This window comes from Streptomyces nanshensis (assembly GCF_001751255.1).
GTDB lineage: Bacteria > Actinomycetota > Actinomycetes > Streptomycetales > Streptomycetaceae > Streptomyces > Streptomyces nanshensis_A.
The window spans coordinates 1-16,349 of the sequence record NZ_LJGW01000018.1; the positions used below are offsets into that span (position 1 = coordinate 1).

11 protein-coding genes are annotated in these 16,349 nt (G+C 72.5%); 6 read left to right on the forward strand and 5 right to left on the reverse strand.

The annotated features are described in order from the left end of the window. Positions 1-736, reverse strand: a 736-nt coding sequence (locus AN218_RS00565; protein WP_338059583.1) for a GAF domain-containing protein, incomplete at its 3' end; no start/stop codon positions are given. A gap of 128 nt (positions 737-864) precedes the next feature. On the opposite strand from AN218_RS00565, the gene AN218_RS00570 reads away from it, so the two are divergent. Then, positions 865-3,258 carry a phosphoketolase family protein gene (locus tag AN218_RS00570; RefSeq protein ID WP_070014448.1) on the forward strand — a complete coding sequence of 798 codons (2,394 nt, stop codon included), beginning with the start codon at positions 865-867 and terminating at the stop codon, positions 3,256-3,258. 123 nt (positions 3,259-3,381) lie between these two features. Here AN218_RS00570 and AN218_RS00575 read toward each other — a convergent pair whose 3' ends face one another. Together AN218_RS00575 and AN218_RS00580 are read right to left on the reverse strand one after the other, a co-directional pair. Beyond that, positions 3,382-4,794, reverse strand: a complete 1,413-nt coding sequence (locus AN218_RS00575; RefSeq protein WP_070014449.1) for a family 2B encapsulin nanocompartment shell protein — start codon at positions 4,792-4,794, stop codon at positions 3,382-3,384. Positions 4,795-4,863: 69 nt separating this feature from the next. Then, entirely contained in the window at positions 4,864-6,279 is a 1,416-nt protein-coding gene (locus AN218_RS00580) for a family 2B encapsulin nanocompartment shell protein (protein WP_070014450.1), read from the reverse strand. Positions 6,280-6,691: 412 nt separating this feature from the next. Between AN218_RS00580 and AN218_RS00585 the strand changes: the two genes are divergently transcribed. Both AN218_RS00585 and AN218_RS00590 read left to right on the forward strand, forming a co-directional pair. Then, positions 6,692-7,294 carry an Rv1733c family protein gene (locus AN218_RS00585; RefSeq protein WP_070014451.1) on the forward strand — a complete coding sequence of 201 codons (603 nt, stop codon included), beginning with the start codon at positions 6,692-6,694 and terminating at the stop codon, positions 7,292-7,294. Between the two features lie 282 nt (positions 7,295-7,576). Then, complete coding sequence (locus AN218_RS00590; RefSeq protein ID WP_070014452.1) at positions 7,577-10,063, forward strand: right-handed parallel beta-helix repeat-containing protein; 2,487 nt, start codon at positions 7,577-7,579, stop codon at positions 10,061-10,063. Here AN218_RS00590 and AN218_RS00595 read toward each other — a convergent pair. Next, positions 10,033-12,705, reverse strand: coding sequence for a hypothetical protein (locus AN218_RS00595; RefSeq protein WP_420855923.1), 2,673 nt, complete (start codon positions 12,703-12,705; stop codon positions 10,033-10,035). The two genes, AN218_RS00590 and AN218_RS00595, sit on opposite strands and share 31 nt — an antisense overlap. An 87-nt stretch (positions 12,706-12,792) precedes the next feature. Here AN218_RS00595 and AN218_RS00600 point away from each other — a divergent pair, with 87 nt between their 5' ends. Continuing rightward, positions 12,793-13,746: a DeoR/GlpR family DNA-binding transcription regulator gene (locus tag AN218_RS00600; protein WP_420855924.1), complete on the forward strand. Its 954-nt coding sequence runs from the start codon at positions 12,793-12,795 to the stop codon at positions 13,744-13,746. A 68-nt stretch (positions 13,747-13,814) separates the two neighbouring features. Here AN218_RS00600 and AN218_RS00605 read toward each other — a convergent pair whose 3' ends face one another. After that, positions 13,815-14,945, reverse strand: coding sequence for a PLP-dependent cysteine synthase family protein (locus AN218_RS00605; protein WP_070014455.1), 1,131 nt, complete (start codon positions 14,943-14,945; stop codon positions 13,815-13,817). 203 nt (positions 14,946-15,148) lie between these two features. Here AN218_RS00605 and AN218_RS00610 point away from each other — a divergent pair, with 203 nt between their 5' ends. After that, positions 15,149-15,460 carry a hypothetical protein gene (locus AN218_RS00610; RefSeq protein ID WP_070014453.1) on the forward strand — a complete coding sequence of 104 codons (312 nt, stop codon included), beginning with the start codon at positions 15,149-15,151 and terminating at the stop codon, positions 15,458-15,460. A 342-nt stretch (positions 15,461-15,802) separates the two neighbouring features. Then, on the forward strand, positions 15,803-16,349 hold a 547-nt coding region (locus AN218_RS00615; protein WP_244900179.1), incomplete at its 3' end, for an ATP-binding protein.

Consider the following 16,349-nt stretch of genomic DNA (forward strand, 5'->3'; position numbering starts at 1 on the left):
CGCCGGTGTCGAGCAGGGCCTCGTCGCAGCCGAGGGCGTTGAGCACGGGGCCGCCGTCCGCCGACGTGCCGCCGCCGGCGGCCAGTTCGGCGAGGTGGGCCTCCGCGGCGCGTGCCGTGGCCTGTACGAGCGCGAGGCTCTGCGGTGCGGCCAGGTGGTCGCCGCCGGTGATGTCGACGGCGCCGATGACGCGGTGGGTGCGCGGATCGTGCACGGGGGCGGCGGCGCACGTCCACTCCTGCACCGGGCGGCAGTAGTGCTCCGCGGTGAAGATCTGCACGGCGTGGTCGACGGCGAGCGCCGTACCGGGTGCGTTGGTGCCGATGTACCGCTCCGACCAGCGGGCTCCCGGCACGAAGTTCATCCGCTCGGCGAGCCGCTGGACCTGGGTGTGGCCCTCCACCCAGAGCATGCGCCCGTGTTCGTCGCACACGGAGAGCAGATGGGCGCCGTCGTCGGCGACGGTGCCCAGGAGTTCACGGAAGAGCGGCATGACGCGGGCCAGCGGATGGGCGGCGCGGTACGCGGCGAGGTCGGCGTCCGCCAGGTCGATGCCAGCCACGCTCTCCGGCTCGACGGCGGCTCCGGCGCAGCGCCGCCAGGACTCGGCCACCACATGCCGTACGTCCGCGCCGATCGCGCCCCGGGTCACGAACTCCTCGTGGGCGCGGCGCACCTGGCCCGACCGTTCGGCCGCGTCTGCTCCGGTCTCCAGCGCCAGCCATGGATTCAGCACACCGTCATCGTGCCGTGCGTCACACGCGCAGGCAACGCTGTGGACCGGGACAATTCTGCACGGTTCGGGATACACCCACGGGCCACCGGACGGGTGTCAGGTCCCGGGGACCCTGGTACCCATCCGGAATGCTGACGCACCCCTCGCTCACCGACAGCGACACCACCGTGCTCGACGCCCACTGGCGTGCGCTCAACTACCTCTCCGCCTGCCAGCTCTATCTGCGGGACAACCCGCTGCTGCGCGAGCCGCTGCGCCCGGAGCACATCAAGCCGAGGCTGCTGGGGCACTGGGGTTCGACGCCCGGGCTCGGGCTGATCTACACCCATCTCAACAGGGTGATCCGGGAGCGGGATCAGCGGGCGATGTGCGTGTGGGGTCCGGGGCACGGCGCACCGGCGGTGCTGGCGGGTGCCTGGCTGGAGGGCACGTACGGCGAACTGGAAGCGGAACGTGCACGGGACGCGGAGGGCATGCTCGGCCTCTTCCGCAGCTTCTCCCAGCCGGGCGGACTGCCCAGCCACACGGCGCCGGACGTGCCGGGCTCGATCCAGGAGGGCGGCGAACTCGGCTACGCGCTCGCGCACGCCTTCGGCGCCGCGTTCGACGATCCGGACCTGCTGGTGTGCGCGGTCGTCGGCGACGGCGAGGCCGAGACGGGACCGCTCGCCGCGGCCTGGCACTCCACCACCTTCCTCGACCCGGTGCACGACGGCGCCGTCCTCCCCGTCCTCCACCTCAACGGCTACAAGATCGCCAACCCGACGGTGCTCGCCCGGATTCCGCAGGACGACCTGGATGCGCTGCTGCGCGGCTACGGCTACGACCCGCTGCACGTCACCGCCGAACCCGGCACTCCGCACGCCGAGACGCACCGCGCGCTCGCCGCGGCCTTCGACACGGCGCTGGACCGCATCGGCCGGTACCAGCGCGAGGCGCGGGCGAGTGCGGACGGCTCCGCGCACCGGCCGCGCTGGCCGATGCTCGTGCTGCGTACGCCCAAGGGCTGGACGGGACCGGTCGAGGTCGACGGACAGCCCGTCGAGAACACCTGGCGCGCGCATCAGATCCCGCTCGCGGACGTACGCGAAGACCCGGCGCGGCTGCGGGAGTTGGAGGACTGGCTGCGCTCCTACCGTCCGGACGAGCTGTTCGACGAGCGCGGCCGTCCCACGCGGGAGGTGCTGGCGTGCGTACCGGAGGGCGACCGCCGACTGGGCTCCGTACCGGAGGCGAACGGCGGCCGGCTGCTGCGCGAACTGCCGCTGCCCGCGCTGGAACCGCACGCCGTGGACGTCGAGCGGCACGGGCACTCGATGCACGAGCCGACGCGGGTCCTCGGCGGGATGCTGAGCGAGCTGTTCGACGCGACGCGGGAGCGGCGGGACTTCCGCCTCTTCGGCCCGGACGAGACGGCGTCGAACCATCTCGACGGCGTCTTCGACGTCACCCCCCGCGGCTGGCAGGCGCGGACGCTGGCGACGGACGAGCATCTGGGCGCGCACGGACGGGTGTTGGAGGTGCTCTCGGAGCACATGTGCCAGGGCTGGCTGGAGGGGTACGTCCTCACCGGGCGGCACGGGCTCTTCGCCTCGTACGAGGCGTTCGCCCACATCGTCGCCAGCATGGCCGGGCAGCACGTGAAGTGGATCCAGAGCGCGCTGGAGGTGCCGTGGCGCCGGCCGGTCAGCTCGCTCAACTACCTGCTCACCTCGCACGCCTGGCGCCAGGACCACAACGGCTTCTCGCACCAGGACCCGGGCTTCATCGACCACATCATGAACAAGAGCCCGCAGGTCGTACGGGTCTATCTGCCGCCGGACGCCAACACGCTGCTGTGCGTGGCCGATCATGTGCTGCGCACCCGCGACACCGTCAACGTCGTGGTCGCCGGAAAGCAGGCGTGCTTCGACTGGCTGCCGCTGGAGGAGGCACGGGGCCACTGCGAACGCGGTCTGGGCGTGTGGGAGTGGGCGGGCACCGAAGTACGCGGCGGGGAGCCGGACGTGGTGCTGGCGTGCGCGGGCGACGTCCCCACGCAGGAGACCCTCGCGGCGGCCTCGCTGCTGCGTGAGCATCTGCCGCAGCTCGCAGTGCGGGTGGTCAACGTGGTCGACATCGCGCGGCTGATGCCGCACTCGGAGCATCCGCACGGGCTGCCCGACTCGGAGTTCGACGCCGTCTTCACCCGCGACAAGCCGGTGATCTTCGCCTACCACGGCTATCCGTGGCTGGTGCACCGGCTGGCCTACCGGCGGGCGGTGCACGACTCCCTCCATGTGCGCGGCTACAAGGAGTCGGGCGCCACGACGACGCCGTTCGACATGGTGGTGCGTAACGACATGGACCGCTACCGGCTGGTGATGGACGTCATCGACCGCACGCCGGGGCTGCCGGTGCGGGCGGCCGGAGTGCGGCAGGCGATGGAGGACGTACGGACCCGGCACCACGCGTGGATCCGCGAGCACGGGACGGACCTGCCGGAGGTCGCGGAGTGGAGCTGGTCCGCGGCCTCCGGCTGAGGTCACTCCTCCCGCCCCCGGGTCTGTGGTGGCCGCCGCTTGTGTTGCCGGTGCCGGACGGAGCGGGGGCGCCCGACTCCCCGCGGCCTGTGGCCCGTTCAGAGATCGGTGCCCGGCGAGGCGTCAGACCTCGACGTCCTCCAGTACGCCGAGGGCGTCCGGCACCAGCACGGCGGCCGAGAAGTACGTGCTGACCAGGTAGGAGATCAGGGCCTTGTCGTCGATGCCCATGAAGCGGACGTTGAGCCCGGGCTGGATCTCGTCCGGGATGCCGGTCTGGCGGAGGCCGACGACGCCCTGGTTCTCCTGGCCCGTACGCATCGCCAGCACGCTCGTCGTGCCGTCCTCGCGCACCGGGATCTTGTTGCACGGCAGCAGCGGGACGCCGCGCCAGGTGCGCACCGTGGAGCCGTGCAGCTCCGTCTGCCCGGGGTAGAGGCCGCGGCTGCTGCACTCGCGTCCGATCGCCGCGATCGCCCGTGGGTGCGCGAGCAGGAACTGTGTCTTGCGGCGGCGGGAGATCAGCTCGTCGAGGTCGTCGGGGGTGGGCGGGCCGCTGCGGGTGTGGATGCGCTGCGCGAGCGCGGCGTTGTGCAGCAGGCCGAAGTCCCGGTTGTTGACCATCTCGTGCTCCTGCCGCTCCCGCAACGCCTCCACGGTCAGCCGCAGTTGCTCCTCCACCTGGTCCATCGGATCGTTGTAGAGATCCGCGACACGTGTGTGCACCCGCAGCACCGTCTGCGCCACACTCAACTCGTACTCCCGCGGCGACGCCTCGTAATCCACGAACGTCCCCGGCAACCGCTCCTCCCCCGCATGCCCCGACGCCAACGCGATCTCCGCCTCACCCCGTCTGTTCTGCCGGGGGATCGCGCGGGAGAGAGAGGCGTCGAGGTAGGAGCGCAGCGCGGTCGAGCGGTCGGCGATCTCGCGGAAGTCCTCGGCCCGCAGGGCCAGTACGGTGCAGGTCGTCAGCGCGGTGAGGGTCTGCTCCGCGGCCGGGGGCTCGGGGGTGAGGGCCTGGTCGCCGGTGTGGTCGCCGCCGGCGAGGACGCCGAGGGAGACCTGTTCGCCGTACTTGCCGCTGCCCGTGCGCCGGATCTTGCCGTGGGCGATGAGGAGGAGCTGCGCCGGGTCGCCCGGCGCGAGCACCGTCTGCCCGGCGGTGAACTCGCGCTGCTCGAACCGCTCGGCGAGGGCACGCAGCGCGCCCTCGTCCGTCAGCCCGCGCAGCAGCGGGATCTCCCGCAGCTCGGCCGGGATGACGGAGATGTCGGCGCCAGTGACGACGAACTCGATCCGGCCGTCGCCGAGGGTGTGCGTCAGACGCCTGTTGACGCGGAACGTGCCGCCGGCGGCCTCGACCCACGGCAGGACCTTCAGCAGCCACCGCGAGGAGATCCCCTGCATCTGCGGAGGCGTCTTCGTGGTGGTGGCCAGGCGTCGTGCGGCGGCGGTGGAGAGGCTGAGCGGATGCGGTGCGCCGGAGTCGGAGGCGGATGCGGAGTCGGAGGCGGGGACGTGCTGCGGGGTCATCAACCGGCCTTCCCTGTCGGGTCGTTGGCGGTGCGGGCGAGTACGGATACGGGGAGAGGGCGGCTCCCGTCAGTGCCCGGTCTCGACGTCCTCGAGAATTCCCAGAGCGTCCGGCACCAGGACGGCCGCGGAATAGTAAGCGCTCACCAGATAGGAGATGAGGGCCTTTTCGTCGATTCCCATGAAGCGCACCGAGACCCCCGGCTGGTATTCGTCGGGAATTCCCGTCTGGTGCAATGCCACGACGCCCTGTGCCTTCTCCCCCGTACGCATCGCCAGCATCGACGTGCTGCCGCCGCCGGTGACCGGGATCTTGTCGCAGGGCAGCAGCGGGACGCCGCGCCAGGCCGGCACCCGGTGGCCGTCCAGCTCCACGCCATCCGGCTGGACGCCGCGGCTGTTGCACTCGCGTCCGAAGGCGGCGATGGCCTTGGGGTGGGCGAGGACGACGCTCGGCTCCTTCCATACGGTGGCGAGGAGTTCGTCGAGGTCGTCGGGGGTGGGCGGGCCGCTGCGGGTGTGGATCCGCTGGGGCAGGGCGGCGTTGTGCAGCAGCCCGAAGTCCCGGTTGTTGACCATCTCGTGCTCCTGCCGCTCCCGCAACGCCTCCACGGTCAGCCGCAGTTGCTCCTCCACCTGGTCCATCGGATCGTTGTAGAGATCCGCGACACGTGTGTGCACCCGCAGCACCGTCTGCGCCACACTCAACTCGTACTCCCGCGGCGACGCCTCGTAATCCACGAACGTCCCCGGCAACCGCTCCTCCCCCGCATGCCCCGACGCCAACGCGATCTCCGCCTCACCGTCCGGGGTGCGCTCCTCCTGCGCGGCGGCGAGGGCGGATTCGACGTGTGTACGGAGGCTCTCGGAGCGGCCGGAGACCTCCTCGAAGGACTCGCGTGCGAGCGTGAGGACGGTGCCGCTGGTCAGGGAGGTGAGGGTGACGTCCCATGACCCGGTCTCGCCGGTGAGTCCGTCGGCGCCGATGTGGTCGCCGTCGGCCAGGACGCCCAGCGCGCTCTCGCCGCCGTACTTGCCCTCCGTGGTCTTGCGCAGCTTGCCGTGCGCGACGAGGACCAACTGGTCGGCGGGGCGGCCGGCTTCGACGATCGTCTCCCCCGGCCCGAAGTCGCGCTGCCGGCAGCGGCTGGCGAGCGCTTCGAGCACGGCGCGGTCCTCATAGCCGCGCAGCAGCGGCAGTTCGGTCAGCTCCAGCGGAATGACCCGTACGTCGCTGCCGGAGCTGACGAATTCGATCCGGCCGTCCCCGAGGGTGTGCGTCAGACGCCTGTTGACGCGGAACGTGCCGCCGGGAACGTGCACCCAGGGAAGGACCTTCAGCAGCCACCGGGAGGTGATTCCCTGCATCTGCGGAGGCGTTTTGGTGGTGGTGGCGAGATTGCGCGCGGCCTGTGTCGCGAGACTCGACTGCGCCTGCGGCACAGCGTCCTCTCCGCCGGAATTCGTCTCCACCGCAGTCGCCATAGGGACAACCCCAATCTCCGTGTCGGCACGGGCGATCGCCGTCGTGCAGAACGAAGTTATGTCGCGGTCGCGGAACCGGGCAATCGCTCAAAAGATCAGCCATTGCAGAGAATGCCGGGATGAATCGCTGGGTATCGGGCGCAACTTGTACGGAAGACCCGCCGCCCGGCCGGGACTTGACCCCGCCCGCACGTCACGCGGCACCGGACCCTGACACCGGGTGCACGTGAGTCCCGCCACCCTGGGCCGAACCGCCGCCGCGCGAAGAGTAAGCTCGTCAGTCCACGAGGGGGTGGGCACGGGGCCCGGAACCATGACCACGTTCCGGTGATTTGAGTCTCTTCGGCCTGTTTCCACGCATGTGCTTCTCGCCAAGAGGTACTTACGCATGTGGAGAAGGGGGTGAGAAGTTATGCGCGCGATCGTCGGTCTGTGGCGCTGGCGGGGAAATCCGCTGTGCCGCCGCAGCGACCGCCGCGAAGCATGGCTGGCACTGGGTGCCATGATCCTTGTCGTCGCCGTCGCACCGTTCGCCGGCTGGCTGGGCGCCTCCGCGGCGCACAGCGCACTGCTGGACAGCGTGCGGACGCAGAACCAGGCCCGTCAGCAGGTCTGGGCGACGACCGAATCCGTCCAGAACCGCGCTCCGTTGGACTCCGACCCGGAGTCCGCCGCGCACCAGCCCGACCGGCAGCACGTCGTCGCCCACTGGGCGGGGCCGGACGGCAGCAGCCACAAGGACACCGTCACCACACGGGAGCACGTCCAGCCCGGCGAGCGCTTCCGCCTGTGGACGGACGCCGGCGGCATGCCCGCGAACCGCCCGATGAGCGCGCGTACGGCGTCCTCGTACGCCGCGCTCGCCGGTCTCGCCGCCGGCACCGGCGCGGCGGGCCTGATGGAGGCCGGACGGCGGCTGGCCATGCGGCAGTTGCTGCGCCGGCGGTACGCGCTGTGGGACGCGGAGTGGGCGCGCATCGGTCCCGACTGGGGCCGCACCGGCTCCAACAGTTGAGGCCGCCAGGGCACTCGGGCGCCGGAGCCCGAGTTCTGCCCGGCCGCCGGTGCCCGTCCCGCGACGGCTGCGCCGGGCCCCGTCGGCGGCCCTCCCCGTACCGGCAGACGGCCCCGACCCCACGCCGGCCCCGCGCACGGACAAGCCGCGTACGTACCGTGTCCGTCGTGCGCCCGAAGTGCGGACACATCGCAACCGTGCCCTCCGCGCACGCTACGGTGGTCCGACTCCCCGCGCGTACCAACGCGCAACAGGAACTTCGAGGTTGGGGCACAACTGTCCATGGCACAGGGCTCGGTGCAGGTGACGCACGCCGGTACGTCGCGGTGGAGGCGCCGCACAGGAGAGTACGGATCTCTCGCAGCCGCCCTGGAAGCCGCCACGGACGGTGACGTGATCACCGTCGCCCCCGGCACCTACCGGGAGAACCTGGTGCTGGAGCGCACCGTCACCCTGCGCGGCCCCGAGCGTGCCGCCTCCGGTTCGGTCCGTATCGCACCGGCCGAGGGCGTGGCCCTCACCGTCCGCTCCTCGGCCGTCGTCCAGCATCTCCAGATCGAGGCGCAGGACGCCGCCTCCCCGGCGCTGCTCGTCGAGGACGGCGCCGCCGAGCTCAACAGCCTCCGGGTGATGGCGCGTTCGGCCTCCGGTATCGAGGTGCGCGGCGGCGCCCGTCCGACGGTGCGCCGCTGCACGGTCGACAATCCGGCCGGTACGGGCATCACCGTGACCGGCGGCGCCGGCGGCGTCTACGAGGAGTGCGAGATCGTCTCCGCGGGCCAGTCGGGCGTCTCGGTGCGCGACGGCGCCCATCCGCGGCTGGAGCGGTGCACCGTCCACCACGCCACCGGGGCCGGGCTGTCGCTGCACGGCGAGGGCAGCGCGGCCGAGGCCGTGGGGTGCGAGGTGTACGAGATCAAGGGCAGCGGCGTACAGGTCGTCTCCCGCGCCACGGGGCACCTCACAGACTGCCGGGTGCACCGCACGTCCGCCGACGGCGTCACGCTCGACACCGACGCCGTGCTCACGCTCGCCGACTGCGACATCCACGACATCCCCGAGAACGCCCTGGATCTGCGCTCCCGTTCGGTGCTCACCCTCACCCGCTCCACGGTGCGGCGCTTCGGCCGCAACGGCCTGTCGGTGTGGGATCCGGGCACCCGCGTGGACGCCAACGGCTGTGAGATACACGAGAGTACGGGCGACTATCCCGCGGTGTGGATCAGCGACGGCGCCAGCGCCGTCCTGGACTCCTGCCGTGTGCACACCGTTCCCGACGCGCTGTTCATCCTCGACCGGGGCTCGCGTGCCGACGTCATCGACAGCGATCTGGCCCAAGTGCGGGGCACCGCGGTCTCGGTGAGCGACGGCGCACAGGTGCAGCTCGACGACTGCCGGATCCGGGAGGCGGCCACGGGCGCCTGGTTCCGCGACCACGGCAGCGGCGGCACCCTCGCCAACTGCACGGTGGACGGCGTCGCGACGGGCTTCATCGTCACCAAGGGCGCCGACCCGGGCATCGAGCGCTGCACGGTCACCTCGCCGACGGAGGCCGGCTTCTATGTCTCGGCCGGCGGCCGCGGCACCTTCCACGGCTGCCGGGTCAGCGGTTCGCAGGGGTACGGCTTCCATGTGATCGACGGCTGCCGTACGACGCTGCGCCGCTGCCGTACGGAGCGGTGCGCCCGCGGCGGCTTCGAGTTCGCGGAGAAGGGTCCCGTGGTCGAGGACTGCCGCAGCGACGACAGCGCCGCGGTGTCCGCGCCGCAGGACGGCACCGCCTCCGGTGCGGTCGCCTCGCCGGACGGTGAGCAGCCCGCGTCCGGGCAGCCGGGCGGCGGGAGCGCACCGCCCGCGTCGCTGCTGCCCGCGACCGCGCCCGTACGGCAGCAGGCCGCCAAGCCGAAGAAGAAGTCCGCCGCCGCGGGAGAGGACGAGCAGCCCGCCGCGCTTCCGGCCCGCCCCGCACAGGAGGTGCTCGGCGAACTCGACACCCTGGTGGGCCTGGACAGCGTCAAGCGCGAAGTGCGGGCGCTCACGGACATGATCGAGGTGGGACGCCGCCGCCAGGAGGCCGGCCTCAAGGCGGCCTCCGTGCGCCGTCATCTGGTCTTCACCGGCTCGCCGGGCACCGGCAAGACGACGGTGGCCCGGCTGTACGGCGAGATCCTGCACTCGCTCGGGGTGCTGGAGCGCGGCCATCTCGTGGAGGTCTCCCGCGTCGACCTCGTGGGCGAGCACATCGGCTCCACCGCGATCCGTACACAGGAGGCCTTCGACCGGGCGCGCGGCGGTGTGCTCTTCATCGACGAGGCGTACGCCCTCTCCCCCGAGGACGGGGGCCGCGACTTCGGCCGCGAGGCCATCGACACCCTGGTGAAGCTGATGGAGGACCACCGCGAGGAGGTCGTGGTGATCGCCGCGGGCTACACGGCGGAGATGGAGCGCTTCCTCGCCGTCAACCCCGGTGTGGCGTCCCGCTTCTCACGCACCATCACCTTCGGCGACTACACGCCCGAGGAGCTGCTGCGGATCGTGGAGCAGCAGGCCGAGGAGCACGAGTACCGGATCGGCGAGGCCGCGACGGAGGCGCTGCTCAAGCACTTCACGGCGCTGCCCAAGGGCCCCTCGTTCGGCAACGGGCGCACCGCGCGGCAGACCTTCGAGTCGATGGTCGAGCAGCACGCGGGCCGGGTGGCGCAGCTTCCCGACCCGAGCACCGAGGACCTCACCCTGCTCTACGCGGACGACTTGCCGCGGGGGCTCTGAACTCCCGTTCCGGCGGCGGCACCCGGCCCCGGGTTCCCGGGGCTCCCGTCGCTCCCGGAACTCCCGGCGTCCTCCGCCGCGTCCCCGTTCGTCTTCTGCTCCGTCGCCTCTCCCGCCTTCCGGCCCGTCTCCTGCCGTGGCAGCACGCCCCGCTCGCGGTGCCGCAGCCGGATGAGCAGCCGGTCGCGCTCCTCGTCGAAGACGGGGTCGGCCTGGTATTCGCCATGGCCCAGGATCGGTGCGGGCAGCGGGTGTTCGAGGGTGCGGCCGTATTCGAGGGGGTCGAGCAGCGGGCCCCGGTCGACGCCGGCGGCGCCGTCCGCGGACGGGGAGCCGGTCTGCTCGGCACCCTCACCGCCCGGGGCACCGTCACCGCCGGTGTCATCGTCGTCGCCTGCGGCACCGTCGCCGCTGTCGACCCGTACGGGACCGCCGATGGGGTCGGTCAGCCGCCACAGATTGCGCCAGCAGTCCACCTGCCGGTGCAGATCGTGGAGTTGGCGCGGACCGAAGTACGCGGGGAACCAGCGCCCGTACAGCCGCTCCAGCGGCGAGCCGTACGTCAGCAGCGCCACCCGGCGCCGGGTCTCCCGGTCCAGGTGCCACACGGCCGCGGCCGCGAGGACGCTGCCCTGCGAGTGCCCGGAGATCACCAGCCGTCCGCCGGTCTGCTCCGTCCACGTGCCCATCCGCCAGGCCAGGTCGGGCACGGCCCGCTCCGCGTAGCACGGCGGGGAGAAGGGGTGCGCGGCCCGCGGCCAGAAGGTGCCGACGTCCCACAGGATGCCGATGGTGCGCCGTGCCGAGGGGTCGCGGTAGGCGCGGCGGCCCCAGGCGAGGAACAGCACGAACGCGACCCCGATGAGCCAGGACCCCAGCACCTGGACGGTGTCGGCGAACCCGTCGAGCACGGCGGGCAGTCCGTCGGCGGCGCGACCCGGCACCTCGTGCGTACTCCAGGTGCCCAGCACCCCGGCGGCGCCCAGGACGAAGGTGATGGCGGCGACCGTGCCCACCAGCCAGGGAGCGGCGTCGGTCAGCCCGGCCCGTGCGATGACGGAGGCGATACGGCGCGAACGCGAGGGATCGGGAAGGACGCCCGGGTAGCCGCGTTCCACGTCGTCCGTCAACTCCCTGCTCCGGCGGGAGAGTCGGAACAGGAACCACAGCACCAGCACCAGCAGCGCGCCCAGCAGTACGGGGATGGCCGCCGACTGCCATGTCAGCAGCGTCGGCGGGCCGTCGATGAGCCCGTTGCCCATGCCGGGGGTGCCGGGCCCGTCGAGCCAGTCGCCGACGCGCTGGGTGACGCCGCCGGACATCACACCGCCCAGCGCGCACGCGAGCATCGCCACGCACGCCGAGCCGAGCCCCTTGAGCGCCGTACGGTCCTGGGGCCGCCTGCGGTGCAGCACGAAGCCGAGGACGCCGAGGGCCGCGACCAGCGCGCCCTGCACGAGGGCCAGCACCCCGAAGGCCTCGTCGCCGGGCAGTTCGCCGCCCCGCGAGACCCAGCCAGGGCGCGACCAGGCCGCGTGCACCACGGCCAGCAGCAGCACGCCCGCGCTCACTCCGGGCAGCGCGCGCACCGTGAACCGGTCGAGCGCGTCGTCGGGTTCGCTCTCCTTGCGGCCCCGGCGGCACACCACGTACAGCACCCACAGCGCGCACACCACGAGAAGGATCTCCGCCAGCCAGCCGACCGCGTCGAGCGCCGCACTGCCGCCGGGCTTGCGGTCGTGGCGGGTGGCGGCGCCCGCCACGGCGGCGGCGACGGTGAGGAAGCCCGCGGCGGTGTGGGCGGCCCGCAGCCGCGCCACGAGCCGCTTGCCGTACCAGAATCCGGGCAGGCAGAGCGCCGGACGGTCCCGTGCCTCGCGGTCGTACTCGTCGACGGGGCGGCGCAGCGGCTGCTGCGACTCGTACGCCGCCCAGGTGCGGTGCGAGAGCCACCACAGCAGCAGCGTCAGCGCGGCGGGCACCACCGCGGCCAGCGCGAGGCGCCGTCCCGGCTGGCTCCACCAGCCGCCGCCTCCCGAGGAGTTCTGCGCCATGAAGCCCAGCCAGGAGTGCTCGGCGGCGCACCCGGCGGAGCCCGCGCACTGCCACGCCATCAGATCGAGTGCGACCTCGCAGGCGGCGGCGACCAGCAGCACGGTGAGGCTGAGGGCGAGCAGCCGCACCAGGACGCCGTGGATACGGGCCGCCCTGAGCCGCGGGCCGTAGTCGGCGGGGCGCATCCAGTGCGCGAGGTTGGCGACCATGAAGGGCAGCAGGATCAGCCACAGCGCGCGGGCGCCGTTGCCGGAGGTCAGATTGGACCAGGAGTACGCCTCGGGCACGGGCTTGTCCGTGTAGTCCTGCGGGCGGTCCTCGGCGTCGACGTCGTCGGTACGCCGGTAGACGGCGGCGGTGGCGTCGCCGGTGACGCACTCGATGCGCGGATCGCCGAGCATCTCCTGCGGCGTCGTACCGCCGACGCCGTGCACCAGCAGCTCCAGGTTGAGACCTGGCGGAGGCTCAACTCCCGACTCTCCGGGGGTCGTTCGTGAGACGTCGGCCGCCTGTCCGCCCTCGTTCTCCGCCTGCTGCAATGCTCCGCTCCCCCGTGACGTCGTGTGCTGTTGCGGTGGCTCCAGCATCCTTCCCCCGGCGGGGCGCCCATGCCCGTCCACACACAAGCCACGCGAAATCGTGACGTGGGGGCCGTCAGTGCCGGGTGGCAGGATGTGCCGGTGACGGCGGTCGCGGGGGCGGCGGCCCGGGGCGGCTTCGGACGAAGGGACGGCGGCACGGTGAACGCGGCGGGCGAGAACCAGAATCTGCTCGCGGAGCAGCGGCGCGCGCTGATCCTCGGTGAGGTGCGCGAGCGCGGCGGCGTACGCGTCAACGAACTGACGCGCAGGCTTGCCGTGTCCGACATGACGATCCGCCGCGACCTGGACGTGCTGGCCCGCCGCGGCGCCTTGGAGAAGGTGCACGGCGGGGCCGTACGGGTCGCGGACGCCAGCACCCACGAGCCCGGGTTCGAGGCGAAGTCGGCGCTGGAGCAGCCGGCGAAGGACCGAATCGCCCGTGCCGCGGCGGAGTTGGCGGTGCCGGGCAGCGCGATCGCCCTGTCGGGCGGTACGACGACGTATGCGCTGGCGCGGCTGCTGACGGAGGTGCCGGACCTGACGGTGGTCACCAACTCGGTGCGCGTCGCGGACGTCTTCCACGCGGCGCGGCGGCGTCCGTCCGGCGCCGCGCGGCCGGGGGCGCGCGAGGGCACCGCGACGGTGGTTCTCACCGGCGGTGTGCGCACACCGTCCGACTCACTGGTCGGGCCGGTGGCCGACGCCGCGATCCGCACGCTCCACTTCGATCTGCTCTTCCTCGGGGTGCACGGCATATCGGCGGAGGCGGGGCTCTCGACGCCGAACCTGGCGGAGGCCGAGACCAACCGGCGTCTGGTCGGGTCGGCGCGGCGCGTGGTCGTCGTCGCGGACCACACCAAGTGGGGGCAGGTGGGCCTGAGTTCGTTCGCGTCGCTGGCCGAGGTCCATACGTTCGTCACGGACGGCGGGCTGCCGCAGCGGGCACGTGAACGGGTACGGGAGCACATCCGCGAACTGGTCGTCGCGGAGGACGCGGAGGCTGCCGACGGCTCGGACGTCCCTGGTGCCGGCGCGCGGGACGCGTGACGGACGGCGGACGGCGCGCCCCGGCCCCGGTCCGCCGGTCTCGGTCCGCCGGTCTCGGTCCGCCGGCCTCAGCCCGTCCAGTCGCCCGTCGCCAGCAGCGTCTCGATGGTGCGCGTGTACGGGGCGATGTCGAGGCCCTGCGCGGCGAGCCAGTCGTCGGAGTAGTACTTGTCGAGATAGCGGTCCCCCGGGTCGCAGATCAGCGTGACGACGCTGCCGGTGCGTCCCTCGGCGGCCATCTCCGAGACGATCTTCAGGGCGCTCCACAGCCCGGTCCCCGTCGAGCCGCCCGCGCGCCGGCCGATGGCGCGCTCCAGGGCGCGCACCGCGGCGACGGCGGCGGCGTCGGGCACCTTCATCATCCGGTCCACGGCGGTCGGCAGGAAGCTGGGTTCCATCCGGGGCCGCCCGATGCCCTCGATGCGCGAACTCCCCTCCACCCGGGCCTCGTTGTCGCCGCGCAGCCAGCCGTCGAAGAAGCAGGAGTTCTCGGGGTCGGGCACGCAGACGCGGGTGTCGCGCTGGGTGTAGCGGATGTAGCGGGCGATGGTCGCCGACGTGCCGCCGGTGCCGGCCGTGGCCACGATCCAGGCCGGTTCGGGGAAGCGCTCCAGCCGCATCTGCTCGTACACGGACTCGGCGATGTTGTTGTTGCCGCGCCAGTCCGTGGCGCGCTCGGCGTAGGTGAACTGGTCCATGTAGTGGCCCCCGGACTCCGCCGCGAGTGCCGCCGAGACCTCGTACACGCTGCGGGGGTCGTCCACGAGATGGCACCGCCCGCCGTGGAACTCGATGAGCCGGGTCTTCTCGCTGCTCGTCGTGCGCGGCATCACCGCGATGAAGGGGACGCCGATCAGCTTCGCGAAGTACGCCTCGCTCACCGCGGTCGAACCGGAGGACGCCTCGATCACGGGACGGCCGGGGCGGATCCAGCCGTTGCACAGCCCGTAGAGGAACAGGGAGCGTGCGAGGCGGTGTTTGAGACTGCCGGTGGGATGGGTCGACTCGTCCTTGAGGTACAGGTCGACGCCCCACTGCTCGGGCAGCGGGAAGGAGATGAGATGGGTGTCGGCGCTGCGGTTGCTGTCGGCCTGCACCTTGCGTACGGCGTCCTTGAGCCAGGCACGGTGTCCGGGGTCGCTGCGGTCGACGTCCAGGGTGTCCCTGCCGGGGGCTCCGGCGGGAAACGCGTCACTGATGGCCGGTTGCGCCGGGCCGGGTTCCGAAGCGGACGCAGGGGCCGCCCCGGGAGCGGGTTCGAAGGCGGGGTCGGTGGTGCTCACGCGGCCGATCATAGAAGGGCCCTCTGGTGGAGCCCGCGTCTTGCGTGCACACTGCAGACAGGGTATGGGGCGGGCGCCTCGGGGAAACCCGGGGCCGCGAGGACTGGTGGGAGGCGATCGTGGCTGAGCCTGAGTACGACGCGGGCGGGGTCCGGATACGGAAGATGCTCCGCTCACTCACGCGTGCGGGTCATGTCCTTGTACGGGACGGGCAGTTGGTGCTGATGACCAGTTACGGGAGCGAGATCGACAGCGCGCCCGTCGACAAGGTCCGCATCAGCGGCTACGGCATGCCGGACAGCGCGCTGGCGACGATGAGCGGCACACGCTATGTGCTCCAGTTCGGCCTCGGCCGCCGCGCCGGGCTGCTGGACGCGGTGCGCACGGCACGCGCGAAGGTCGCGGCGGACCGCGGGGTGCTGGGCACCTGAGCGCCGCCCGGGCGCGGCGTCCGGGTCCGTGAGGTGCGGACGGGCGCCCGGCGCAAGGCAGTTGAGGACGGCGGCCGGGGACGGGCGGCCGACAGCACGCGTACGGGCCGGGTCGGCCCGCAGCACACAGGACACCGCCGGGGCACCGCATGTCCGGTTGCCGGAATGCCCGACGCCGGGTATCCGGCGCCGCCGGCGACGGCCGGTGAGAGGCGCCGCCGACGGCCCGGCTCGCGTTGCGGGAGCCCGAACGGCGGCCCATCCTGAGCCTGTGTCTTTCATCACAAATGTCGCGGATGTCGCTTTTCGCTCCCTGACCGCCGTGTCCGGGGAGCCGCTGCCGTGACCGCCCGTGCCACCGGGAGGTCGCGCACCCACTGCGCGGTGGAGTTCCAGGCGCTGCCCTCACGCATCGGGCAGGTACGGCGGATCGTCACCGCGCAGTTGCGCTCCTGGCGTCTGGAGCCGCTCGTCGACGCGGCGGCGCTCGGAGTCACCGAACTGCTCACCAACGTCCACCGCCATACCGGCGACGACAAGCACTGCACCGTGGAGATCGTCTTCCGCAGGGACCATCTGACGGTGTCCGTACGGGATCACGATCCGCGGCTGCCGCGGGTGCGCTCGGCGGAGACGTCGGCCACGTGCGGGCGCGGTCTGGCGCTGATCGCCGCCGTCAGCGCGAGCTGGGGCATGCGGGCGCAGAACGACGGCTCGGGGAAGGTCGTCTGGTTCACGCTGCCGGTCTCGCTCGGCAGGCCGCCGCAGCACGCCGGGGTCGTCTCCGCTGCCGTGCCCGACGAGGAACCGCTGCCCGCGCTCGCCGCGGCGGCGGGCGCGGGATCGGGTGCGGGGCAGTCGGGGGCGGACGGCACGGGTGCCGCGGGGG